The 23783-nt window shown below is 69.5% G+C and carries 18 protein-coding genes and 1 pseudogene; 7 read left to right on the plus strand and 12 right to left on the minus strand.

From position 1 onward, the window contains the following. Positions 1 to 15 precede the first annotated feature (15 nt). The 5 genes and pseudogenes from HMPREF0321_RS06830 to HMPREF0321_RS06850 form a co-directional block, all read right to left on the minus strand. Positions 16 to 1362: pseudogene (locus HMPREF0321_RS06830) on the minus strand (UDP-N-acetylglucosamine 1-carboxyvinyltransferase); the annotation flags it as partial. Positions 1363 to 1667: 305 nt separating this feature from the next. Beyond that, the gene (locus HMPREF0321_RS06835) at positions 1668 to 3797 is read right to left on the minus strand and encodes a 3-hydroxyacyl-CoA dehydrogenase NAD-binding domain-containing protein (protein ID WP_006945279.1); all 2130 of its coding nucleotides are present in this window, start codon (positions 3795 to 3797) and stop codon (positions 1668 to 1670) included. Further along, complete coding sequence (locus tag HMPREF0321_RS06840; protein WP_006945282.1) at positions 3797 to 5014, minus strand: thiolase family protein; 1218 nt, start codon at positions 5012 to 5014, stop codon at positions 3797 to 3799. The genes HMPREF0321_RS06835 and HMPREF0321_RS06840 overlap by 1 nt, the downstream gene beginning before the upstream one ends. Positions 5015 to 5241: 227 nt before the next feature. Then, positions 5242 to 6621, minus strand: a complete 1380-nt coding sequence (locus HMPREF0321_RS06845) for an HRDC domain-containing protein (RefSeq protein WP_006945306.1) — start codon at positions 6619 to 6621, stop codon at positions 5242 to 5244. Between the two features lie 3 nt (positions 6622 to 6624). After that, the gene (locus HMPREF0321_RS06850; protein ID WP_006945278.1) at positions 6625 to 7206 is read right to left on the minus strand and encodes a DUF3000 domain-containing protein; all 582 of its coding nucleotides are present in this window, start codon (positions 7204 to 7206) and stop codon (positions 6625 to 6627) included. Positions 7207 to 7413: 207 nt separating this feature from the next. Here HMPREF0321_RS06850 and HMPREF0321_RS06855 point away from each other — a divergent pair, with 207 nt between their 5' ends. Beyond that, on the plus strand, positions 7414 to 8265 hold the full coding sequence (locus tag HMPREF0321_RS06855; protein ID WP_006945299.1) for an EamA family transporter: 852 nt from the start codon (positions 7414 to 7416) through the stop codon (positions 8263 to 8265). A 52-nt stretch (positions 8266 to 8317) separates the two neighbouring features. Here HMPREF0321_RS06855 and HMPREF0321_RS14835 read toward each other — a convergent pair whose 3' ends face one another. Further along, complete coding sequence (locus HMPREF0321_RS14835; protein WP_006945234.1) at positions 8318 to 8629, minus strand: GNAT family N-acetyltransferase; 312 nt, start codon at positions 8627 to 8629, stop codon at positions 8318 to 8320. A 449-nt stretch (positions 8630 to 9078) separates the two neighbouring features. Between HMPREF0321_RS14835 and hemE the strand changes: the two genes are divergently transcribed. Together hemE and mptB are read left to right on the plus strand one after the other, a co-directional pair. After that, positions 9079 to 10092 (plus strand): uroporphyrinogen decarboxylase, encoded by a 1014-nt coding sequence (gene hemE, locus HMPREF0321_RS06865; RefSeq protein WP_231729451.1) that lies wholly within the window; start codon positions 9079 to 9081, stop codon positions 10090 to 10092. Then, positions 10067 to 11560 (plus strand): polyprenol phosphomannose-dependent alpha 1,6 mannosyltransferase MptB, encoded by a 1494-nt coding sequence (gene mptB / locus HMPREF0321_RS06870; RefSeq protein WP_006945291.1) that lies wholly within the window; start codon positions 10067 to 10069, stop codon positions 11558 to 11560. The genes hemE and mptB overlap by 26 nt, the downstream gene beginning before the upstream one ends. A gap of 136 nt (positions 11561 to 11696) precedes the next feature. On the opposite strand, the gene HMPREF0321_RS06875 is transcribed toward mptB, so the two are convergent. Beyond that, positions 11697 to 12425, minus strand: a complete 729-nt coding sequence (locus tag HMPREF0321_RS06875) for a YitT family protein (protein WP_006945201.1) — start codon at positions 12423 to 12425, stop codon at positions 11697 to 11699. Positions 12426 to 12631: 206 nt separating this feature from the next. On the opposite strand from HMPREF0321_RS06875, the gene hemG reads away from it, so the two are divergent. Together hemG and hemQ are read left to right on the plus strand one after the other, a co-directional pair. Then, complete coding sequence (gene hemG / locus HMPREF0321_RS06880) at positions 12632 to 14041, plus strand: protoporphyrinogen oxidase (RefSeq protein ID WP_197418861.1); 1410 nt, start codon at positions 12632 to 12634, stop codon at positions 14039 to 14041. A gap of 106 nt (positions 14042 to 14147) precedes the next feature. After that, positions 14148 to 14825 (plus strand): hydrogen peroxide-dependent heme synthase, encoded by a 678-nt coding sequence (gene hemQ / locus HMPREF0321_RS06885; RefSeq protein WP_231729452.1) that lies wholly within the window; start codon positions 14148 to 14150, stop codon positions 14823 to 14825. Between the two features lie 166 nt (positions 14826 to 14991). On the opposite strand, the gene betT is transcribed toward hemQ, so the two are convergent. Genes betT through HMPREF0321_RS06900 form a run of 3 tightly spaced genes read right to left on the minus strand, consistent with a single transcriptional unit; the run spans position 14992 to position 20321 of the window. Further along, positions 14992 to 17031 (minus strand): choline BCCT transporter BetT, encoded by a 2040-nt coding sequence (gene betT, locus HMPREF0321_RS06890; protein WP_006945276.1) that lies wholly within the window; start codon positions 17029 to 17031, stop codon positions 14992 to 14994. Further along, the gene (betA, locus tag HMPREF0321_RS06895) at positions 17028 to 18770 is read right to left on the minus strand and encodes a choline dehydrogenase (protein ID WP_006945298.1); all 1743 of its coding nucleotides are present in this window, start codon (positions 18768 to 18770) and stop codon (positions 17028 to 17030) included. Before betA ends, betT begins: the two co-directional genes overlap by 4 nt. 54 nt (positions 18771 to 18824) lie before the next feature. After that, positions 18825 to 20321, minus strand: a complete 1497-nt coding sequence (locus HMPREF0321_RS06900) for an aldehyde dehydrogenase family protein (protein ID WP_006945275.1) — start codon at positions 20319 to 20321, stop codon at positions 18825 to 18827. 178 nt (positions 20322 to 20499) lie between these two features. Here HMPREF0321_RS06900 and HMPREF0321_RS06905 point away from each other — a divergent pair, with 178 nt between their 5' ends. Further along, complete coding sequence (locus HMPREF0321_RS06905) at positions 20500 to 21087, plus strand: TetR/AcrR family transcriptional regulator (protein ID WP_006945215.1); 588 nt, start codon at positions 20500 to 20502, stop codon at positions 21085 to 21087. A gap of 180 nt (positions 21088 to 21267) precedes the next feature. On the opposite strand, the gene msrB is transcribed toward HMPREF0321_RS06905, so the two are convergent. Then, positions 21268 to 21678 carry a peptide-methionine (R)-S-oxide reductase MsrB gene (msrB, locus tag HMPREF0321_RS06910; protein ID WP_006945288.1) on the minus strand — a complete coding sequence of 137 codons (411 nt, stop codon included), beginning with the start codon at positions 21676 to 21678 and terminating at the stop codon, positions 21268 to 21270. Positions 21679 to 21831: 153 nt separating this feature from the next. After that, the gene (locus HMPREF0321_RS06915) at positions 21832 to 22638 is read right to left on the minus strand and encodes a (2Fe-2S)-binding protein (protein WP_006945304.1); all 807 of its coding nucleotides are present in this window, start codon (positions 22636 to 22638) and stop codon (positions 21832 to 21834) included. Positions 22639 to 22707: 69 nt separating this feature from the next. Between HMPREF0321_RS06915 and ligD the strand changes: the two genes are divergently transcribed. After that, complete coding sequence (ligD, locus tag HMPREF0321_RS06920) at positions 22708 to 23751, plus strand: non-homologous end-joining DNA ligase (RefSeq protein WP_040014632.1); 1044 nt, start codon at positions 22708 to 22710, stop codon at positions 23749 to 23751. The last annotated feature ends 32 nt before the right edge of the window (positions 23752 to 23783 follow it).

The raw sequence follows: 23783 nt of genomic DNA on the forward strand, positions 1-23783 counted from the left end.
GGCAGCCGTCGAGCATCAGTCCTGGAAGCTCGTGATGTCGGCGCCGAGGGCGTTGAGACGCTCGTCGAGCTCCTCGTAGCCACGGTTGATGACGTAGATGTTGCGCAGCGTCGAGGTGCCGGGGCAGGCGAGCATGCCGAGCAGGATGACGACGCCGGGGCGCAGCGCGGGCGGGCACATGACCTCGGCGGCGCGCCACTTGGCGGGGCCTTCGATCATGACCCGGTGCGGGTCCATGAGGTGCACCGTCGCACCGATCTTCGTCAGCTCGTTGAGGTAGATCGCGCGGTTCTCGTACACCCAGTCGTGGATGAGCGTCTTGCCCTCGGCGCACGCAGCGATGACGGCGAAGAACGGCAGGTTGTCGATGTTGAGGCCGGGGAAGGGCAGCGGGTGGATCTTGTCCGTCGGCGCCTTGAGCGGGCCCGGCTTCGTCGTGATGTCGACGAGGCGCGTGAAGCCGTTGTCCGAGGTGTACTCGTCGCTCATCTCGTACTGGAAGCCCATCTCCTCGAGGATGGCCAGTTCGATCTCCATGAACTCGATCGGCACGCGCTTGATCGTGATCTCGGACTTCGTGACGATGGCGGCTGCGATGAGGCTCATCGCCTCGATCGGGTCCTCGCTCGGGAAGTACTCGACGTCCTCGTTGATCTCGGCGACGCCGGTGATCTTGAGCGTCGTCGTGCCGATGCCCTCGATCGTCACGCCGAGCTTCTCGAGGAAGAAGCACAGATCCTGGACCATGTAGTTGCTCGAGGCGTTGCGGATGATCGTCGTGCCCTCGTAGCGGGCTGCGGCGAACAGGGCGTTCTCGGTGACGGTGTCGCCGCGCTCGATGAGGACGATCGGCTTCGTCGGGCGGATCGAGTTGTTGACCTCGACGTTGTAGTACCCGTCCTTCGCGACGACCTCCATGCCGAACGCGCGCAGCGCGTGCAGGTGCGGCTCGACGGTGCGCGCACCGAGGTCGCACCCGCCGGCGTTGGGCAGCTCGAACGAGTCGAACTCGTGCATGAGCGGGCCGAGGAACATGAGGATCGTGCGGGTGCGGCGCGCCGCGACCTCGTCGATCGTCGACAGGTCGATCTTGGCGGGCGGCGTGATCTCGAGGTCGCTCGTGCCCGGCAGCCAGCGCGTCTGCACGCCGATGGAGTCGAGCACCTCGGTGATGCGGTTGACCTCTTCGATGCGCGCGAGGTTGCGCAGCGTCGTGCGCCCCTTGTTCAGCATCGCGGCGCACAGGCAGGCGACGGCGGCGTTCTTGCTCGTGCGCACGTCGATAGACCCGGACAGCTGCTTGCCGCCGATGATCCGAAGGTTCAGGGGCGCGTTGCTGGACACAGTGACAATCTCCGAATCAGTTGGTGCAGATGAACCCATCACGCCGAGGTGTGACGAGCGGCGACGCGACCCGGGGGCACGTCACGCGTCGGCGGGAAGAACACTGCGGTTCACCCCGTCATTCCCACGCGCACCGGTGCGAGCCGGCCGACCGGGCCGTGCGGCCGGTCGCGGTTCGCCGATGCGCAGCGATTCAACGATGGTATGCCACCGCCGCGAGCGCCCCGAATCGTCGCGGTCGGCGTGTCGAGACGCGGGTGCGGGGCGCACCCCGTCAAGAGGTACGCCCCGCGTGGGCGGCTCACGCCGCCGTCAGACCGCGATCAGCGGGCGACGCTCGCGGCGCCCTTCGGCAGGAAGCGCTGACCGGTGACCTTCTCGGCGATGCCGGTGCGGTCGAGCAGCGGCGTCACGCCACCGTTCCAGAACGGGAAGCCGGCGCCGGTGATCATCGCGAGGTCGATGTCCATCGGGGCCGCGACGACCTCCTCGTCGAGCATGCGACGGGTCTCGTCGGCCAGGGCCGACAGGGCCTGCTCGCGCACCTGCTCCTCGCTGAGCACCTTCGCGTCCGCCGGCTTGCTGAACTTCTCGAAGATCGAGTCGTCGAGCTTGCCGTCGGCGCCGTAGAAGCTCGGGATCTTCTCCTCGACGACCTTCGCGAGGTTCGGCGAGACGTAGAAGCGCTCCGGGAAGGCGCCGTGCAGCGTCTCCGAGTTGTGCAGCGCGATGGCGGGGCCGACGAGCGAGATGAGCATGAACGGCGGCATCGGGGTGACACCGGCGAACGCCTTCTCGACGACCTCGACGGGCGTGCCCTCATCGACGATCTTGCCCGCCTCGCCCATGAACCGGCCGAGGAGGCGGTTCACGACGAACGAGGGGGAGTTCTTCACGAGGATGCACGTCTTCTTCAGCGACTTGCCGGTGGCGAACGCCGTGGCGAGCGTCGCGTCGTCCGTCTTCTCGCCGCGGATGATCTCCAGCAGCGGCATGACGGCGACGGGGTTGAAGAAGTGGAACCCGACGACCCGCTCGGGGTGCTTCAGGTCCGCTGCCATCTCGGTGATCGACAGCGAGGAGGTGTTCGTCGCGAGGACGCACTCGGGCGTGACGATCTGCTCGACCTCGGCCCAGACGCTCTTCTTGACACCCATCTCTTCGAAGACGGCCTCGATGACGAAGTCGGCGTCCGCGAAGCCGTCCTTGCTCGTCGAACCCGTGATGAGGCCCTTGAGACGGTTCGCCTTGTCCTGCGAGATGCGGCCCTTGGCGAGCAGCTTGTCGATCTCGTCGTGGACGTAGCCGACACCCTTGTCGACGCGTGCCTGGTCGAGGTCCGTCATGATGACGGGCACGTCGAGGCGGCGGATGAACAGCAGCGCCATCTGGCTGGCCATGAGACCGGCGCCGACGACGCCGACCTTCGTCACCTTGCGCGCGAGCGCCTTGTCCGGCGCACCAGCGGGTCGCTTCGCACGCTTCTGGACGAGGTTGAACGCGTACAGACCGGCGCGCAGTTCGTCGCTCATGATGAGGTCGCCGAGCGCCTGGTCCTCACCGGCGAAGCCCTGCGCCCGCGTGTTCGTGCGGGCGGCCTCGACGAGGTCGATGGCGCGCAGCGGAGCGGGGGCGGCGCCACCGGTCTTCTGCATCGTGAAGGCGCGGGCCTTGTCGCACGCGGCCTTCCACGCGGCCTCGTCCTTGTTGACCTCCGGGCGCTCGACCTTCTTCTCGCCGCTGATGACGGCGGCCGCGAAGGCGAGGGAGTCCTCGAGGAACGTGACGGGGGCGAGCAGCTCGTCGGCGACACCCAGCTTGAACGCCTGGGCACCCGTCGCCATCTTGTTGTTGCTCAGCGGGTTCGTGATGATGAGCTGCAGCGCGTTCTCCACGCCGATGAGGTTCGGCAGCAGGTACGTGCCGCCCCAGCCGGGCACGAGGCCGAGGAAGCACTCGGGCAGCGAGTAGGCGGGCACGTCGGCGCTCATCGTGCGGTAGTCGCAGTAGAGACCGATCTCGACGCCACCACCCATCGATGCGCCGTTGACGAACGCGAACGTCGGCACGTCGAGGTCGGCGATCTTCGAGAAGACGCGGTGACCCTGCTCGGCGATGTCGACGGCCTGCTCACGGTCGGTGATCGACGGCAACGCCATGAGGTCGGCGCCGACGGCCATGATGAACGGCTTGCCCGTCACACCGAAACCGACGATCTCGCCCTTCGCGGCGCGCTCGGCGGCGGCGTCGACGGCCTTCTCCAGCTCCGCGAGGCCCTGTGGGCCAAAGCTGTTCGGCTTCGTGTGGTCGAAGCCGTTGTCGAGGGTGACGAGCACGAACGTCCCGGCGCCCTTGCCGTCGGTCGACGGCAGCGTGATGTCCTGGCTGAGGGCGTGCGTGACGACCTCGGCGCGCGCGTTCTCGGCGCTCGACTGAGTCTGGTTGTCGCTCATCAGGCCGTCTTCTCCTTGCCGTAGTCAGGGTGGTTGGGGTTCTCCCAGATGACACAGCCACCCATGCCGATGCCGATGCACATCGCGGTGACGCCGTAGCGCGCCTCGGGGTGCTCGGCGAACTGGCGCGACAGCTGCGTCATGAGACGCACGCCGGAGCTCGCGAGCGGGTGACCCGTCGCGATGGCGCCGCCGTAGGCGTTGACGCGCTCGTCGTCGGCGTCGATGCCGAAGTGGTCGAGGAAGGCCAGCACCTGCACGGCGAAGGCCTCGTTGAGTTCGAACAGGTCGATGTCGTCGATCGTCAGGCCCGCCTTGGCGAGAGCCTTCTCGGTGGCCGGGACGGGGCCGATGCCCATGACCTCGGGGTCGACGCCGACGAACGCGAAGTCGACCAGGCGCATGCCGACGGGCAGGCCGAGCTCCTGCGCGCTCTCCTCGGAGGCGAGGATGCACGCCGTCGCACCGTCGTTGAGACCAGCCGCGTTACCGGCCGTCACGTTGCCGTGCGCACGGAACGGCGTCTTCAGCTTGGCCAGTTCCTCGACGGTCGTGCCGGGGCGCGGCGGCTCGTCGGCCGTGGCCAGGCCCCAGCCCTTCTCGACGTTGCGCGTCGCGACGGGAACGAGATCCTGCTGGATCTTGCCCTCCGCGTACGCCTTCGCGAGCTTGTTCTGGCTGGCGACGGCGAACGCGTCGCAGCGCTCCTTCGTGATCGCCGGGTAACGGTCGTGCAGGTTCTCGGCCGTCTTGCCCATGACCAGGGCGCTCGGGTCGACGAGCTTCTCGGCGACGATGCGCGGGTTCGGGTCGGTGCCCTCACCCATGGGGTGACGGCCCATGTGCTCGACACCACCGGCGATGACGACGTCGTACGCGCCGAACGCGATGCCGGACGCGGACGTCGTCACGGCCGTCATCGCGCCCGCGCACATGCGGTCGATGGCGTAACCGGGCACCGACTTGGGCAGGCCCGACAACAGAGCAGCCATGCGCCCGATCGTCAGACCCTGGTCGCCGATCTGCGTCGTGGCCGCGATGGCGACCTCGTCGACGCGCTCCGGCGGCAGGTTCGGCTGACGGCGCATGAGTTCACGAATGCACTTGATGACCAGGTCGTCGGCGCGGGTCTGGGCGTACATGCCCTTCTCACCGGCCTTGCCGAACGGCGTGCGAACACCGTCGACGAAGACGACCTCATGGAGCGTGCGGGGCACGATGCCTCCCGAAGCTAGACGAAGCTGACGTGCCCAGGCTAACGCGCTTTGTTACCGCTGAGTACGAAAGGGGGTGGATTCGTGCACGGGAGGGGGCTGGGTGAGTCACCCGGCGCTGCGTGCGTCAGTCCTGACTGACCGCACGCAGCGGCACGTGACGCAGCTGCAGCGGGCGTTCGGTGGGCGTGCAGGCACGGCGGGGACCCGTGGGCCGGGCGTGCAGGGCGTCAGCGCGACGGGTGGTCGAGAGCCGCCTCGGCGAGCAGCGGAGCGACGATGTCGCACTGCCACGGGCGAGCTCCGCCGGCGCTCAGCGCCGCGTGCCAGCCGTCCTCGCTCGTGTCGGCGGGCGGTGACCAGATGACGCGGCGCAGCAGATCGGGCGTCACGAGATTCTCGACGGGTACGCGACGCTCCTCGCTGAAGCGCTGCAAGCCGTAACGGACGTCGTCAAGACGCCCGGCCGCTGCCGGGTTCTTGTCATGCCACGCGCGGATCGGCGGGGGAGCCGAGGTTCGCTGCGTCGCCGTCGGCAGCTCGCGGTTCGGCAAGGCGTCGGCGGCCTTCAGCGCCGCGAGCCAACGCTCGCCGTAGCGCGCGAGACCCCGGTGCGCAGGACGCGGACGGCGGCGTCGCGCGGAACCGTCACCGACGCGCGGGCGGATGGCGGGCGGGCCGACGAGGCCGGAGGTGTCGTGCGGGTTGCGTCGTGCGAGGTCGATGATGAGGGCGTCGGGCAAAACGCGCCCGGGCGTCGTGTCGCGGCGTTGCGCGATGTCCTCGCGCGTCTGCCACAGGGCGCGAACGCGGGCGAGCTGACGCAGATCACGCAGGGCGTGCAGGCCGGACGTGCGTCGCCACGGCTCCTTCTTCGGCGTCGGGCCCTCGAAGTCGAGCAGTGCCTCGAACTCCTGACGCGCCCACTCGGCCTTGCCCTGCGCCTCGAGGTCAGCGGCGAGCGCGTCACGCACCTCGACGAGCCGCTCCACGTCGAGCGCCGCATAGACGAGCCAATCGTGCGGCAGGGGGCGCGTCGACCAGTCGACCGCCGAGTGCTCCTTCGCGAGCGTCACACCGACGAAGTGCTCGGTGACGGCGGCGAGGCCGACGCGCGGCAGACCCGCGAGACGTGAGCCGAGTTCGGTGTCGAACAGCTTGCGCGGGCGCAGACCGAGGGCCTTGAGGCACGGCAGATCCTGCGTCGCGGCGTGCAGCACCCACTCGGCACTGCCGATCGCGGTGTTGAGGCTGCTCAGATCGTTGAGCGGGACGGGGTCGATGAGCCACGTACCCGCGCCCTCGCGGCGCAACTGCACGAGATAGGCGTCGTTGCCGTAGCGGAAACCCGAGGCGCGCTCGGCGTCGATGGCGACCGGGCCGTGGCCAGCACGAATGGCGGCGCAGCATTCCTTGAGTTGAGCAGCGGTCGTGATGACGTCCGGGACGCCGTCCGCCGGTGCTTCGAGGAGGGGGTACGCAGGCGTTTCCTGCGGTTCCGGGGATTCACTCGAGGAAGAGCGGGCCGATACAGGCTCGGCGCTCGCTCGCCGCGCTGGCGGGGCTTCGTCGCGGTGCGCCGCGGGTCGTGAGGTGGGGGAGTCGTTCATGGATCAGAAGCGCCCGGGAAGCGCCGTCACACCTTCCGGAACGGGGGGCAGACCGGCGACGGTGCACATGAGGTTCGACCAGCCGAGCAGGTGCGCGGCGATGTTCGACTCGTCGGGCGTCCATGACGCACGGACCTCGAGTTCGACGCTGGAGGGGCGCTCGCCGAGACCGCCGAAGCTCTCGTTGACGACACGGGTGACAGTGCCGGCCTCCGCGGAGTAGGTCGCGTCTGCGTCCTTGAGCGATTCGAGGAGCCAGTCCCAACCGACGGCGCCGAGCGCAGGGTCGGTCGCCATCTCGGATTCGAGTTCGGCGCGCGCGAACGTCACGATGCGCCAGGTACCGTGCCACGCCTCGGGGGAGGCGGGGTCGTGCAGCAGGACGAAACGGCCGGTGCCGAGGACGTCGTCAGCGTTCTTGGGGTCGACGACCTCCGCCGAGAACGCGACGGCGTGCGGGGCGATGCGACGCGGCGCGGGCACCTCGGTGAGGTGCACCTGCGGGCGCACGGCGGCGGCCTTGACCGTTTCGACGACGTCGGCGAAATACGTCGCGTCATCGTGCCTCAACGTGTGCATGCCCATGGCGGTAACCCTAGGGGCGTTATCACGCGAAACCTGGGAGCCACGCCGCGCGGGTCGTCAAGGGCCCCGCCCGGACCCATCGGCGATTCCTGTCCCCATCTGCGATTTTCGTCCACATTCACCAGGAGTGAATGTGGACGAAAATCGCAGATGGGGACAGGCGGTGCGCTGGGGTCTCGCCGGGCGTATGGCCCTAGAGTGGCGCGAATGGTGACGTTCGTGGCGCTGCTCTCCTCCGCCGTGTGGGGCACGGCCGACTTCGTGGGCGGGCTGTGGGCGAAACGCTTCCACCCCGTCAAGGTGGTGGCCCTGTCGCAGCTCGGGGGACTCGTCGCGGCACTGATCTTCTTCGGCGTCGTCTCCCTCTCCGGCACGCACGGCTCGTCCGACTGGACGTCGTGGGCGACGTGGGGCGTCGGCGCGGGGCTGAGCGGTGCCGTCGGGCTGATGTGTCTGTATGCGGCGCTGTCCAGCGGGACGATGGGTGTCGTCTCGCCGATCACGGCGCTGGGCGCGATCGTCCCCGTCGTCCTCGGCCTCGTGCGCGGGGACGCGTGGACGCCCGCGATCGGTATCGGGTTGCTCGTGGCCCTCGCAGGCGCGGTGCTCGCGAGCGGACCGGAACTGAGCGGCGACGTCGGACGACGCCCCGTCGTCCTCGCGTGCATCTCCGCGCTCGGATTCGGGGTGTCGCTGTATTGCATGGACGGTGGCGCGCGGCACGACCTGTCGGGAGCCATGCTGGCGATGCGTTGCGGGTCGCTGACGCTGCTGCTGCCGACGCTGTTCACCTTGCGCTCCAGGGGGCTGGCCCGGGAACCGCTGACGCGCCGCGACGTGCTCGTGCTGCCGCTGCTGGGCATGGGCGACCTGACGGCGAACCTGCTGTTCGCGGGGGCGTCGGCGCAGGGGCAGGTGTCGATCGTCGCCGTGCTCGGCTCGCTGTACCCCGTCGCGACGCTCGTCCTCGCCCGCGTCGTGCTTGCCGAGCGGCTGCGAATGGTGCAGCTCGTCGGGGTGGCGCTGACGGTCGTCGGCGTTGTTCTCGTGACGGTGTGACGGGACGTCCGCTCGGCGCCGTGCGCGTCGCGGGCGCTGCGCGCGTCCGTCGTCAGCTGACGAAGAACTCGAGTTCCTGGTCGTCATGGACGCGTGCGCGGCCGACGTGGTGCATGCCGATCCTGCGGGCCACCCGCTGCGAGGCGTGGTTGTCGAGATCGGTGACGGCGACGACGCGGCGCAGGCCGCCGGCGAGCGCTTCGTCGAGGATGGCGCGCGCAGCCTCCGTCACGTAGCCGCGGCCGGTGTGAGAGGCGTCGACGTCGTCATTCGTCCATCGACGCAGCGTCAGGCGCGGGGTGCGCAGTTCGTCAGCGGGACGTGCGGCGCCGTCGGCGTACGGCGTCGGCGTGTCGGTCGTCATGGGGCCAGCATGAGCGGGCGGCTGACGCGCCGCAGGAGCGGGACGGACTGGGAGCGACTCCGACAAGGCGCGACTCTATGTCGGACGTGCGAACGTGGACAGAAATCGCCGATGAGGACAGGAATCGCGAGGGTGGCCAAGAATCGCGAAAGGGAACAGGAATCGCCGAAGGGGACGAGATTGCAGATGTGGTCGCAGATCGCAGGAGGGGCGGTTCCGGGGCGTGCGACGCACCTCGACGGACCACCGCGGCCACTCGCCGTGCTCCCGCCACGCGTCACGCTGCCGCCACGCGCCGTGCTGTTACCACTCGTGGTGCGTCGGTCGACACTCACCGCGTGAGACGTCACACCCTCGACGCGCGGATCACCGCGTCGCGGCAAGGGGCGCGTGAGAGAATCCACGACGTGACCGAAGTGAACGCAGACCCGCGCAACTCCGTCCTCATCATGGCTGCCCGCGGCGAGGAGGTGCCGTACACGCCGGTGTGGTTCATGCGGCAGGCGGGGCGTTCGCTGCCCGAGTACCGCAAGGTGCGTGAGGGCGTCGGGATGCTCGAGTCGTGCCGCCGCCCCGACCTCGTCACCGAGATCACGCTGCAGCCCGTGCGCCGCCACGACGTGGATGCGGCCATCTTCTTCTCCGACATCGTCGTGCCGCTGGCTGCGGCCGGTGTCGACCTCGACATCGTCGCGGGCGTCGGCCCCGTCGTCGCCCAACCGTTCCGCACGCGCGCCGACCTCGAGCGTCTGCCCGAGCTGACGCCCGACATGGTCACCGACATCACCGAGTCGGTGCAGCTCATCACCGCCGAGCTCGGTGGCACTCCGCTCATCGGGTTCGCCGGCGCGCCGTTCACGCTCGCGTCGTACCTCATCGAGGGTGGGCCGTCGAAGAACCACGAGAACACCAAGGCGCTCATGTACGGCGATCCGCAGCTGTGGAACGACCTGTGCGCGCGCCTCGCGCAGATCTCGGGCGCCTTCCTGCGCGTTCAGGCAGCAGCGGGCGCGAGCGCCATCCAGCTGTTCGACTCGTGGGTCGGCAACTTGCCGCTCGACGACTACCTGCGCTTCGTCCAGCCCCACTCCCGCACGGCCCTCGCCGCCGTCGACGATCTGCCCGGCATCGACGTGCCGAAGATCCACTTCGGCGTCGGCACGGGCGAGCTGCTCGGTGCGATGGGTGAGGCGGGCGCCGACGTCGTGGGCGTCGACTTCCGCGTCAGCCTCGACGCGGCCCGCGAGCGCACCGGCAACCAGTACGCGCTGCAGGGCAACCTCGACCCGGCGCTGCTGTTCGCGCCGTGGGAGCCGCTCGCGGCGCGTGTCGACGAGATCGTCGCAGCCGGGCGGCGCGCGAAGGGCCACATCTTCAACCTCGGTCACGGCGTCCTGCCGAGCACCGACCCCGACGTCGTCACTCGGGTCGTAGAGCGTGTCCACAGCGTTTCCGCGCGCTGAGCGCCCCGCCCAGGCGCTCACGACGAGCAAGGGGCTGACGGCGCGCGGCGTCGTCGGCTCCGCGCTCGCCATGCTCGGCGGGTTCATGACGAACGACCTGCCGCCGGGCCCGGTGCGCGACGTGCTCGCGCCGCTGCACTGGCTCTACCAGCAGCAGCTGGGGCGCGTCGCGGGCTGGATCATCGTCGCTGCCGGCATGCTGTTGCTCGCGTGGGCCTGGATCGACCTCGTGCGCGCCACCCGGCACACGCCCCGCGACGGCGTCGCGCAACGCGCGGCGACGGCCGTCGTCAGGCGCCTGACGGCACTGTGGGCCCTGCCGTGGCTCATCGCGCCGCCGATGTTCTCCCACGACGGCTGGAGCTACCTCGCGCAGGGAGCGCTGACGCAGTCGGGCCGCGACCCGTACGTCGTCTCCCCGGGGGAGATGCCCGAACTGCTCACCTCGATGGTCGACCCGATCTGGCGCTACACGCCGACGCCATACGGGCCGCTGCCCCTGACGTGGGGCGCCCTGTGCACCGAGGTCGTGAAGGAACCGACGGTTCTCGTGTGGCTGCAGCGCGTCCCGATCATCATCGGGCTCGTCCTCGCCGCCTGGGCCGTGCCGCGTCTCGCGCGTCGCCTCGACGTCAGCCCCGCGCTCGCGAGCGCCCTGACGCTGGCCTCCCCGCTCATGCTCGCCCACGGTTTCGGTGGCGAGCACAACGACGTGCTCCTCATGGGCCTCGTCACGGTCGCGCTCGTGTGGGCAGCGGCGGGGCGCTGGGTGTGGGCCACCGTCTTCGTCGGTATCGCCGCAGGGGTCAAGTTCACCGCCATCGTGGCCGTCGTCCCCGTCGTGTTGTTGTCATTGCCGGTGGGCGTCGACCTGCGTCGACGTTTCGCCCGCCTCGCACAGGCGGGGCTGCTGGGGGCTCTCGTGACGGCGCTGTGCGGCATCCCGTATGGCCTCGGCGTCGGCTGGATCCGCGCGCTCAGCGTGCCGGGCGTCGTCGTCACGCCCGCCTCGATCCCCACGGCTCTCGGTTACCTGCCCCGCTACTTCTTCGGCTTCGTCAGCGACGAGGCCGGCGACCTCGCGATGGCGCTCATCCGCGGCGCCGGCATGGGTCTCGCCGTCATCCTCGTCATCTGGGCGGCGCTGCGCCGGCCGACGGGCAAACTGCCGTCGGCGATGGTGACGAACGCGGGAGTGTTCGCCGCAGTCGTCCTGCTCGCGCCCGTCGTGCACTCCTGGTACGCGTTCACCGTGCTGCCGTGCGGTGTGCTGCTCGCGATGCGCACCCGCCGCATCCACCTCGTCATGACGCTCGGGGTGGCGTCCGCGCTCACCGTCATGTGGGACACGACGCTCGCCGGCGCGAGTCTGCTCGTTGCGGCCGTCGTCGTCGCGGCGCACCAGTTCGCGCTGACGCGCCGTAGCGACGACCTGCCACCGCGGGTGCGTCGCTGGCTGAGTGCCTGAGGTTCGGCGCTCGTTCTTGCGGTTGAGTCACTTCGTGCCACGTGAGTCAGTCCTGACCGACGCGGGTCGCACGAAGTGACTCAGCTGCGCTCGGGAGGCGCGCAGCGCGGTGAAGGTGGAGGGCGGCGCGAGTGGCTCAGTGCGCTTCGGGGCCGACGTCTTCATGGGGCGTAGCAGCTCCACGGTGCAGGTCGACGATGAACCACGGCAGGAAGAACTGCACGAGCGGGCCGATGAGCAGGGCGTAGGCCACGGTGCCGAGCCCGACGACGCCGCCGAGCAGCCACCCGATGACGAGGACGCTCACCTCGATGCCGGTGCGGATGAGCCGCAGGCTCGCACCGGTGCGGTGGTGCAGGCCTGTCATCAACCCGTCGCGCGGGCCGGGGCCGAGCTGGCTGCCGATGTACATCGCACCGCCGATGCCGTTGACGACCAGCCCGAGCGCGAAGACCGCCACCTGCCAGGCGACGCCGTGCACGTCGGGCGTGACGGCGAGCGTCGCGTTGAGGGCGAGCCCGATCCAGACGGAGTTCGCGATCGTCCCGAGCCCCGGCCATTGGCGCAGCGGCACCCACAACAGCAGCACGGCGAACGACGTGATGATCGTGACGGTGCCCATGTCGAGCCCCGTGTGTTCGCTGACGCCCATGTGGAACACGTCCCACGGGTCGAGGCCGACATGGCTGCGCACGAACAGACCCATCGCGGCGCCGTACAGCGTCAGGCCGACGAACAACTGGGGCAGACGCAGCCCGAGACGCCCGGCGCGCAGTTGCTCGGTGGGCGTCAGGTTCGACAAGGTTCGGTGACGGCGCCGCACGCCGCCGGTCGAGGCCGCATCGTCAGGTGGCGGTGTGGGCATGCCCTGCTTTGGAACGTCGGCGGTAGGGTGGGGCGTGCGCATGGCGTCACCCTAGGGGCGAGTCGAGTCTCGTGCGCGTCGTGTCCAGGGGCGCAGAGGCGGCGCAATGATGCCGGCGGGTACGCACGTAGGACCTTCGTCACCATCTGGGCCGCAGGCGCCTCTCGACGACGTGGCTGGGGATGCGAGGTGAAATGCTGGATCACATGAAGGTCGGCATCATCGGTGGTGGCATCTCGGGGCTCGTCGCAGCGTGGCACGTCAGCACGACGCACCCGGACGCGCAGGTGACGGTGTTCGACGCGGACGAACGCGTCGGGGGCAAGCTGCGCCAAGAGGTGATCGCCGGGCACGCCGTCGACGTCGGCGCCGAGTCGGCGCTCTGGCGTCGGCCCGAAGTCGTCGCGCTGCTCGCCGAGCTCGGCGTCGATTCCGTTCACCCGCAACGCTTTCCAGCGATGCTGTGGTCGCGCGGCTCGCTCGAGGCGCTGCCCGCGGGCACGCTCATGGGCATCCCGTCCGACCCACACGCCGCCGCCGGTCTCCTCGACGACGCCGAGGTCGCGCGCGCCGCCGACGAACGGGCCGTCAGCCTCACCCTCGACGATGCTGACGCCGACATCAGCGTCGGTGACGCCGTCGAGCAGGCACTTGGCTCGGCCGTCGTCGACCGCATGGTAGAACCGCTGCTCGGTGGCGTGTACGCCGGCCACGCGCGCGAGCTGTCGACGCGCGCCTGCGTCCCCGCCCTGTACGCCGCGCTGCGCGCCGGCACCCCGCTGACGCAGGCTGCTGCGGCCGCGTCGTCGGCCGTTTCGTCGATCGACGCCCGCCAGGTGTTCGGCGCACCCGCCGGGGGCATGGGGTCGTTGCCCGAGAAACTTCGCGAAGCCCTCGACGCCAGGGCAGTGGCGATCCGCACCGGGGCCACCGTCACAGACCTGCGTCGCGCCCTCGCGCACCGCGCCGGCTGGCACGTCGAGGTCGACGTCGACGGCCTGCCCGAGCCGCATACGTTCGACGCCGTCGTCCTCGCGACGCCGGCGCCCGTCACAGCCCGATTGCTCGCCGACCTCGCCCCCGCGGCGGCCAACGCGATCGCCGAGATCGAGTACGCCTCGATGGCCATCGTCACCTACGCGTTCGATTCGACTGTCGCACAGCAGCTTCCGCAGGGTACGGGCTTCCTCGTCCCGCCCGTCGACGGCCGCACGATCAAGGCGTCGACGTTCTCGTCGATCAAGTGGCCGTGGCTCGCCGAGGCTGCCCCCGACGTCACGTACGTGCGGGTCTCGCTCGGACGCCACCGCGACGACGCGATCCTCGACGAGGGCGACGACGCCCTCGCCGCAGCGGGCCTGGCCGACCTAGAGCACGCCCTCGGCCACCCGCTGCCGACGCCGCGCGATCAGCACGTGCAGCGCTGGCGGGACGGGCTGCCTCAGTACGCCCTGGGCCACCTGGCGCGCATCGAACGGGCTGAGGACGCGCTCGCCGACCTGCCCGGACTCGCTGTCGCAGGGGCTGCGATGCACGGTGTCGGCATCCCCGCGTGCGTCGCGACGGCCCGCGCGGCCGCGGATCGCGCCGTCACTTCGAGCGCGCCGCGCGCCTAGACTTTCCACCAGAATCCGAAGAAGTGCGACGACAAGGAGGCGGACGATGACGTCCGAGACGAACACCCCCGCAGACACCGCGAGCAAGGCCGAACCGAAGCACGTCATGGTCGATCGCATCAATGGTTCGCTCGTGTACGCGATGTGGTCGGTCTTCTCCGTCTCCAAGGAGATCGACGGCGACCGCGACGCCATCGCCGCCGAGGCGCAGGCTTTCTTGGACTCGCTCGCCGACAAGGGCGTCACCGTCCGCGGCGCCTACGACCTCGCCGGCCTGCGCGCCGAGGCCGACCTCATGCTGTGGATGCACAGCGAATCCGTCGACGAACTGCAGAGCGCCTACCGCGGATTCCTCGCGACGCAGCTCGGGCGTCACCTCACGCCGTTCTGGTCGAACATGGCGATGCACCGTGTCGCCGAGTTCAACCGCGGCCACATCCCCGCGTTCATGGCCGACGAGCGTGCCCGCGAGTACATCTGCGTCTACCCGTTCGTGCGCAGCTACGACTGGTACCTGCTGCCCGACGAGGAGCGCAAGAAGATGCTCCACGACCACGGCATGGCCGCGCGCGAGTACCCCGACGTGCGCGCCAACACAATCGCCTCGTTCGGTCTCGGCGACTACGAGTGGATCCTCGCGTTCGAGGCCGACGACCTGCACCGCATCCTCGACCTCATGCGCGAGATGCGCTACACCGAGGCGCGCCGTCACGTGCGTCACGAGATCCCGTTCTTCACCGGCCCAATGACGACGATGGACAAGTTCGTCTCGCGTCTGCGCTGACGCTCTCGCGAGGCCCCGCGGGGCGAGGCAATCGTCGCCCGGTCATGACGAAGGCCCCGAAGGCCCGGTTCGAGTTCTCACTCGAACCGGGCCTTCGTCATGCGGCCTCACCGCGGCCTCCCGCGTCCCGTCACGTCAGCACCTCAACGACGCGGGGGAGGCTGCGTCAGCGGGCGGCCTCCGTCGCGACGGCGTCGACGGAGCCGACCCACCACTGGTAGTGATCGAGCACGTCGTGCGCGATCTGTTCCTTCGTGTACGTGTCGATCTCGTACGTGCCGCCGCCGGGCACGACGACCTCGAGCTGGCACGAGGTGTCGTCGGCCTCCACCATGCGCGATCCGTACGAGGCGACCTTCACCCGTCGGATGTGCGTGAAGTAGTGGAAGTCGTCGAAACCGGGCTCCTGCGCGTGGACGGTGAGCGTCACCGTCCGCGCGACGTGACGGCTCGGATCCGCGTTCCTCCCGACGACGGCGTCGACGCCGCTGTTGCGCAGTTCGGCCGCGACCTCCTCGAGGGCCGGTTCGACGACACTCGTCATGCGCGTCTCGAGGGTGCGCAGCGAGACGGTGCCGAACTGGCGTGCCAGCCGGTTGCGCCACGAACCCTGCGTCGGCGCGGGTGGCGCCGACACGACCGACGAGCGCAGCGAAGCACGCAGCGCGTCGCTCTGACGCCGCTCGCCCTCGAGCGCGCGATGCAACCCGATCATGACGAGCACCATGACGACCGCGAACGGCAACCCCATGACGACGGTCGCCGACTGCAGCGCCTTGATGCCGCCGACGACGAGCATCGCCACCGTCAGCAGACCGGTCGCGGCGGCCCACAGGATGCGAACCCACGGCTTCGCGTCCGTCTCCGGGTCGGGCAGCGTCGACGAAAGGTTCGCCATGACGAGCGCGCCGGAGTCGGCCGAGGTCACGTAGAACAGCAAGCCGACGAACGTCGCGAGCCCGATGATGAACGTCGCGGCCGGGTACTGCTGGAGCAGGTCGAAGAACCCCGTCTCCGGTGCGTTGACGGCCGATTCGCCGAACGCCGCGTCCCCGCCCCGGATGCGCTCGATCGCGCTGTTGCCGAACATCGTCACCCACATGACGATGTAGAGGAACGGGATCGTCAGGGTGCCGGTGACGAACTGCCCGATCGTGCGCCCCTTCGAGATGCGCGCGAGGAACATGCCGACGAAGCTCGCCCACGCGATCCACCAGGCCCAGAAGAACAGCGTCCAGCCGTTCATCCAGTCGGCGGGGTAGTCGTAGGCCATCGTGTCCATCGTCATGCCGGGGAACATCGAGACGAAGTCGCCGACGTTCATGACGGCGGCGCGCAGCAGGAACGACGTGTCGCCGAACACGAGCACCCAACCCGCGAGCAGCAGCGCCAGGATGACGTTGAGCTGGCTGAGGATGCGGATGCCCTTGTCGACGCCGGACGTCGCCGAGATCGTCGCCATGACGACGGCGAGGACGACGAGGCCGATCTGCACCGGCAGGCCCTGCGGCGCGCCGAACAGCACGTCGAGGCCGACGTTGAGCATGACGACACCGATGCCGAGGCTCGTCGCGACACCGAAGATCGTGCCGAGGACGGTGGCGATGTCGACTGCGTTGCCGATGCCACCCTTGATGCGCTTGCCGAACAGCGGATACAGCGCTGAACGGACGGCGAGCGGCAGCCCCTTGCGGTGGGCGAAGTAGCCGAGGGCGAGGCCCATCAGCGTGTACATGCCCCACCCGGTGATGCCGTAGTGGAACAGCGTCCAGACCGTCGCCTCACGTGCGGATTCGACGGTGCCGCCCTTCCCGGTCGGCGGGTTGAGGTACTGCGTCGCCGGTTCGGCCACCGCGAAGAACATGAGGTCCGTGCCGATGCCGGCGGCGAACAGCATGCATGCCCACGAGAACGTGGAGTACTCGGGCCGGTCCGAGTCGGCGCCCATGCGCACCTTCGGGTGACGCAGCGCGATGTACGCGACGAAGACGAGCGTCGCCGTCGCGAGCAGGATGTAGAACCAGCCGAACCAGTCGCCCATCCACGCCGTCAGATCACCGAGCTGCTTCTCGGCGGTCTTGGGGGCGACGAGGCACCACCCGGCGACGAGGACGATGAACACGGCCGTGCCGCCGAGGACGACAGGCTTGACCTTGGGGTCAACGACCTGTTCGTCCTCGGCGCTGACGGTGGCGGGGCTGCTCACGGCTGCTCCGCCATCACCTTCGCGGCGCTCGGGATCTCGTCCTTGGCGTCCCAGGCGTCGTTGCGCGCGTCTCCCTGGGGCCACAGCGGCATCCCGGCCTTCGCGCGGTAGACCGGCGGGTCCTGCGGCTCGAGCATCGTGTTGCCGGCGATGAGGTCGGCGGCGCGCTCGGCGACCATCATGACGGGCGCGTAGATGTTGCCGTTCGTGATGCTCGGGAAGACCGAGGCGTCGGCGACGCGCAGGCCTTCGGTGCCGTGCACCTTCATCGAGTTCGGGTCGACGCACGACATCTCGTCGGTGCCCATCTTGACCGAGCAGCTCGGGTGCAGGGCGGTCTCCGCGTCCTTCGCGATCCAGTCGATGATCTCCTGGTCGGTGGCGCAGTCGGGCCCGGGGCTGATCTCGCCGCCGTCGAACGAGGCGAACGCAGACTGCGACAGGATGTGACGCGCGGTGCGCACGACCTCGACCCACTCGCGACGGTCGTTCTCCGTCGACAGGTAGTTGAACAGGATGCTCGGGTGCTGCTTCGGGTCGGCGTTCTTGATGCGCACGTGACCGCGCACGTCAGAGTTCATCGGGCCGATGTGCACCTGGTAGCCGTGCTCGTGGTCACCGCCGGTGCCGTCGTAGCGGACGGCGACGGGCAGGAAGTGGAACATCAGGTTGGGGTACTGGACGTCCTCGTTCGTGCGGAGGAAGCCGCCGGCCTCGAAGTGGTTGGAGGCGCCGACACCGGAGTTGAGGAACAGCCACTGCGCACCGATGTACGGGGCCTTCCACTTCTTCAGCCACGGCTGGATGGAGACGGGCTGCTTCGACTCGTGCTGCAGGTACACCTCGAGGTGGTCCTGAAGGTTCTCGCCGACTCCGGGCAGTTCGACGCGCGGCGTCACGCCGGCCTCGCGCAGGTACTCGGGGTTGCCGACGCCCGAAAGCTGCAGCAGCTGGGGGGTGTTGAACGCTCCACCGCACAGGATGACCTCGCCGGCGTCGACGCTGTGGTGACGACGGCCGCCGCGCACGAAGTCGACACCCGTGACACGGTTGCCGTCCCAGCGCAGCTTCGTGACGAACGACAGCGTCGCGATGTCGAGGTTCTTGCGGTTCTTGATCGGCCACAGGTACGAGCGCGACGCGCTCATGCGCGAGCCGTTGAACGTGTTGTGGTCGAAGGGCGCGAAGCCCTCCTGGCGGTAGCCGTTGACGTCGTCCGTCAGCGCGTAGCCGGCCTGCTGCGTCGCCTCGAAGAAGGCCTGGAACAGCGGCGACGACGCGGGGCCGCGCTCGAGCACGAGGGGGCCGGAGCCGCCGCGCCAGGCGTCAGCGCCGGCGAGCGTCGTCTCCATGCGCTTGAAGTACGGCAGGCAGTGCTTGTAGTCCCAGTCCTGCATGCCCTCGAACGACGCCCACTTCTCGTAGTCGCCGGGGTTGCCGCGCTGGAAGATCATGCCGTTGATCGAGCTCGAGCCACCGAGCACCTTGCCGCGCGTGTGCGCGACGCGGCGGCCGCCCATGTAGGGCTCCGGGTCGGTCTCGTACTTGTAGTCGTACAGCGGGTTGCCCGAGGGGAACATGAGCGCTGCGGGCATGTGGATGAGCGGGTCGAACTTGAAGTCGGCGCGCCCCGCCTCGAGGACGAGGACGCTCGTGCCGGCGTCCGCCGAGAGGCGGTTGGCGAGGGCGGAACCGGCGGATCCACCGCCGACGATGACGTAGTCATAATGCTTCTTCATGGTGTCTCTCCTGATCGTTCGATCGTTCGATCGGTCTCGGTGTCGTGGGTGCGCTCAGGCCTGCTCGCGACCGGAGAACCAGTCGGCGGGCGCGGGGCGCGTGTTGTGCCAGATGTGCTTGGTCTCGACGTACTCGCCGAGGCCGGCCTCACCGAGTTCGCGGCCGATGCCGCTCTGCTTCATGCCGCCCCACTCGGCCTGCGGGACATAGGGGTGGTAGTCGTTGATCCAGATCGTGCCGTGACGCAAACGCTTCGCGACGCGCTCCGCGCGGCCGGCGTTCTCCGTCCACACCGCGCCGGCGAGGCCGTAGATCGTGTCGTTCGCGATGGCGACGGCGGCGTCCTCAGCCTCCTCGCGCGTGGCGCCGGAGAACGTCTCGACCGTGAGGACGGGGCCGAACGACTCGTCGTGGACGCACGCCATCGAGGCGTCGCACGCGTCGAGGATCGTCGGGAGGTAGTAGGAGCCGTTCGCGAGTTCACCCTCGCCGCGCTTGCCTCCGGTGCGCAGCACGGCGCCGTCGGCGACGGCCCGCTGCACGTAGGCGTCGACCTTCTCGAGGTGCGCCTCGCTGATGAGCGGGCCCGTCTCGGCGTCGTCGTCGAACGGGCCGCCGAGGCGGATCAGCTCGCAGCGACGCACGAGTTCGTCGACGACCTCGTCGTGGATCGACTCCTCGACGATCAGACGCGCACCGGCGGAGCACACCTGGCCCGAGTCGAGCATGATCGCGGTCAGGGCGTTGTCGATGGCGGCGGGCAGGTCGGCGTCGGCGAAGACGACGTTGGGGTTCTTGCCGCCGAGTTCGAGGGCGACCCGCTTGACCGTCGGGGCGGCCGCGGCCATGATCGCGCGGCCGGTGACGACGCCACCGGTGAAGGAGACGAGGTCGACCTCCACGTTCTCCGTCATCTCGACGCCGACGCTCGAGCCCGGGCCGAGGACGAGGTTCGCGACGCCCGCGGGCAGGCCGGCCTCGGCGAGGGCGTCCATGAGCCACATCGCGCTCTGCGGCGTCAGTTCGGCGGGCTTGAGGACGAACGTGTTGCCCGCCGCGAGCGCCGGTGCGACCTTCCACGCCGTCTGCAGCAGCGGGTAGTTCCACGGCGTGATGAGCGAGCACACACCCACGGGCTCGGTGACGACGCGGCTCGACACGTCCGGCATGCCCGTCTCGACGACGCGGCCGGCGTGCTGCGTCGTCAGCGCCGAGAAGTGGCGGAAGACACCGATGATGTCGTCCATGTCGATGAGCGACTCGGCGTAGCGCTTGCCCGTGTCCTGCGACTCCATGCGCGCGACCTTCTCCTTGTCCCGCTCCAGCAGGTCGGCGAGTTTCGCGAGCAGGGCGGCGCGCTCGGGGGCGGGCGTGTTCGGCCACTCACCCGAGTCGAACGCGCGACGTGCGGCGGCGATGGCCTTCGCCGCGTCCTCGGCCCCGGCCTCGTCCACGACGATGACCTCGCTGCCGTCGGCCGGGCAGGTGATGGTGCGCTTCTCGCCGGACGCTGCGGCGACCCATTCGCCGTCGATGTACAGGGTGTTCATTCGGCCTCCTCGTGCTCGGTGCGTGACGCAGGCGACGAGCCGGCCGCCCTGGGTGCGGGCGTCTCGTGACGTGCGCGACGCGGGTCTGGCCTGCCCGTGCGACGCGACGGGCGGGTGGCCAGAGGGAATATAACGTGCGTTATCGACACCAGGATAACGCACGTTATATTCTGGTGATGTGAACACCCGAACACCCGTGCGCGAACGGCTGCTGGACGCGGCCGACTCGCTCCTCTTCATCGAAGGTGCCTTCGCGACGCCCGTCGACACGATCCTCAAGCGCGCGGGCGCATCGCCGCCCAGCCTCTACGCCCACTTCGGCAACAAGGAGGGGCTGATCGCCGCGGCGCTGCGACGTCGCCTGAACATCTGGACCCAGGTGTGGGACGACGCGATCGCCGCCGCCGCCGATGATGAGGAACGCCTGCTCGCGCTGTGGCCGGCGCTCGCGACCTACCAGGCGGAGCGCCTGCCCGAGCGGTGGTGCGCGTTCAGCGGGACGAGCGCCGCCATCGTCAACCCTGGCCCGGATCTGCGCGCCGTGCTCGAGGAGGAAACGGCGCTACTGCGCGACAGGCTGCTGGCGTACAGCGAACCCGTTGCAGGGGCGGCGGCGCCGCACCTGGCGTCAGCGCTCATGACGATCTATGCCGGGACGCTCGCGCTCATGCTTCGCGAACCGTACGAGGACGCCCTCGAGGAGGGGCGACGTGCCGCCGAGATGCTCGTGCGCTCGTATCGCGTCGCGCGGGAGCGGGCGGTCTGAGATTGGAGCGCCGCTCGTGCTCGCGCGTGGGCCGGCGGACAGGGCGCGGTGACGCAAACTGCACGAGAAATGCGCATCTGCACGAGGAGTGTGCGGCACATTCCTCGTGCAGATGCGTAATTTTCGAGCAGATCCTCCGCGGCAGGGTTGGGGCTACGTCAGGATCGGGCGTGGCGACCGTCAGTTCGTGGCGGGCCGCAACGTCATGCTGATCGAGTTGATGCAGTAGCGCTCGTCCGTCGGCGTCGAAAAACCTTCACCGCGGAAGACGTGGCCGAGGTGGCTGTCGCACTTCGCGCAGCGCACCTCGGTGCGTATCATGCCGTGGCTGCGATCCTCGATGAGACGGACGTCGTCAGCATCGGCGGGCGCGAAGAACGCGGGCCAGCCGCATCCGCTGTGAAACTTCTCGCGGCTCGTGAACAGTTCGGCGCCGCAGGCGCGGCACGCGTAGACGCCCTCGGTCTCGGTGTCGGTGTACTCGCCACGGAAGGCCGGCTCGGTGCCGCCCTCGCGCAGGACGGCGTACTCGGCGGGGGAGAGCGTGGCTCGCCAGTCCTGCTCGGACGTCGGGGTGGTCGGGTCGCTCATCGAAGAACCTCCTGGACGAGGGCGTCGGCGCCGCCGAGTGGCGGGCCGTGGGGTGTCGAGTCATCGTCGCTCGAGCGGTGAGCCCTCTCGCTGGTGCTGGCAGCGTCCCCCGAGCAGGGGCGGCCTGACAAACGGTTCGGGCTCACGTCATCGTCAACCACGCGGGGCGCCGGTTCGTTCCCGCAGGACGCAGTCGCCGCAGACCGTGTCGCGTGAGTTGCCCGGCAGCCGATAGAGCTGACAGCAGCTGTGACGGCGAAAGCTCACTGTCCCGATGCGGCCGTCGGTCAGTGGTCGGCCACGGGCTGCGGTCAGTGCCGTGAGGCAGGCATCGGCGATCTGTCTCACCGCCGTCGACTGGCCGGGATCGACCCTGACGACGGTGCGCGCCGCGCCATGGAGCGCCGACGCCACGTTGCCCCAGGCAATCGAAGCTGACGGCGTCAGCGCGGTCGACGTCAGGGGAATTGCCAGTCGATCGACGAGGGCGCGGGCGAAGTGATCGACGCTCGTGTTGACGGCGACGCTCGCGTCGCTGGCGGCGTGTGCGACGGGGGTGGCGAGCGCCGGCCGGGCACTCCATTCGGGGGAGAGCGCCAGCGGAAACGTGGTCGTGCCGTCGTCCTGCCAGAACAGTTGGTCGAGCGTGGGGACGCAGGCACCTCTCGAGCCCCCGGAGGGTGTATTCCGCAGCGCCGACCCGATCCACGGTGACAGCACCCGCGCGCACACCCCGAGATGCAAGACGGCGCCGAGCGCACGGACGTCGACATCATCGGAGTGAAGAGAACCGGCAGCGGCCGTCCGCTCGCGAGCTCGGTCGATCCACGCGCCCAGGGCGCCACGGGACGCGAGGTCGGCGCCGAGGGGCCGCCAATCCGCCCCCGGCGTCATGGCATCCACGCGGAAGAACGGGCCCAGGTCGGGCTCGCTCACGCGGGAGGCGGAGGGGGACGGCATGCCTCAACCCTGCCAAGGCGAGTGGGGCGAGGCAACGCGGGGCGGGCATCCGTCGCCTACGCTTCGAGCATGGCGTCCACCGCAGTGACCCTCGAGATTCCCGGCCCCGACGGCGAGGAGCGCACCGTCAGGGTGTCGAGTCCCGATCGCGTCGTCTATCCCGACGACGGGGTGACGAAGCTCGACCTCGTCGAGTATGTGCTCGCCGTGGCCGAGCCGTTTCTGCGCTGGAGCGGCGATCGGCCTGTCGCGTTGGAGCGTTACCCGAAGGGGCTGGCGGACAAGCCGTTCTTCAGCAAGAACCCGCCCAAGGGTGCGCCGAGTTACGCGCGCAGTGTGATGTGCACGTACCCGAGCGCCCGGGCGCACGAGCAGCTCGTCCTCGACGAGCCCGCGATGCTCGCCTGGTGCGTGCAGATGAACACGGTGACGTTTCATCCGTGGCCCGTGCGCGCCGAGAACAACGACAATCCTGACGAGCTGCGCATCGACCTCGACCCGCAGCCGGGGCGCGATTTCGCTGATGCCGTCGAGGCGGCGTTCGCGCTCAAGGAGCTCATGGAGTCGCTGGGGTTCACACCGTTCGTCAAGACGTCCGGCAACCGTGGCGTCCATGTGTATGCACGCATCGCGCCGACGCGGGAGTTCCTCGACGTGCGTCACGGTGTCATCGGCATTGCGCGCGAGTTGGAGCGTCGGCTGCCCGATCTGGTGACGACGGAGTGGTGGAAGGAGCTGCGCGGCGAGAAGGTGTTCGTCGACTTCAACCAGGCGAACCGCGACCGGACGATCGCCGCGGCGTATTCGCCGCGGCCGCTGCCGGGTGCGCCGGTCTCGATGCCGGTGGCGTGGTCGCAGCTGCGTGACGTCACGCCGTCCGACTTCACGGTGCGCACCGTGCCCGGCATCGTCGCTGCGGACGGTGACGCATGGGCGCGGGCGCCGGGGGAGTCGATGAACGACCATGTCGGTGACGTCGACGCGGCCATCGCGCTGTGGGACGCCGACGTCGAACGCGGCCTGCCCGAGCTGCCGTTTCCGCCCGATTACCCGAAAATGCCCGGTGAGCCGCCGCGCGTGCAGCCGAGCCGCGCCAAGAAAGACGCGCCGTGACGCCGTGGCTCGAGACCGAGCGGCTCGTGCTG

Source organism: Dermacoccus sp. Ellin185, assembly GCF_000152185.1.
GTDB classification, from domain to species: Bacteria; Actinomycetota; Actinomycetes; order Actinomycetales; family Dermatophilaceae; genus Dermacoccus; species Dermacoccus nishinomiyaensis.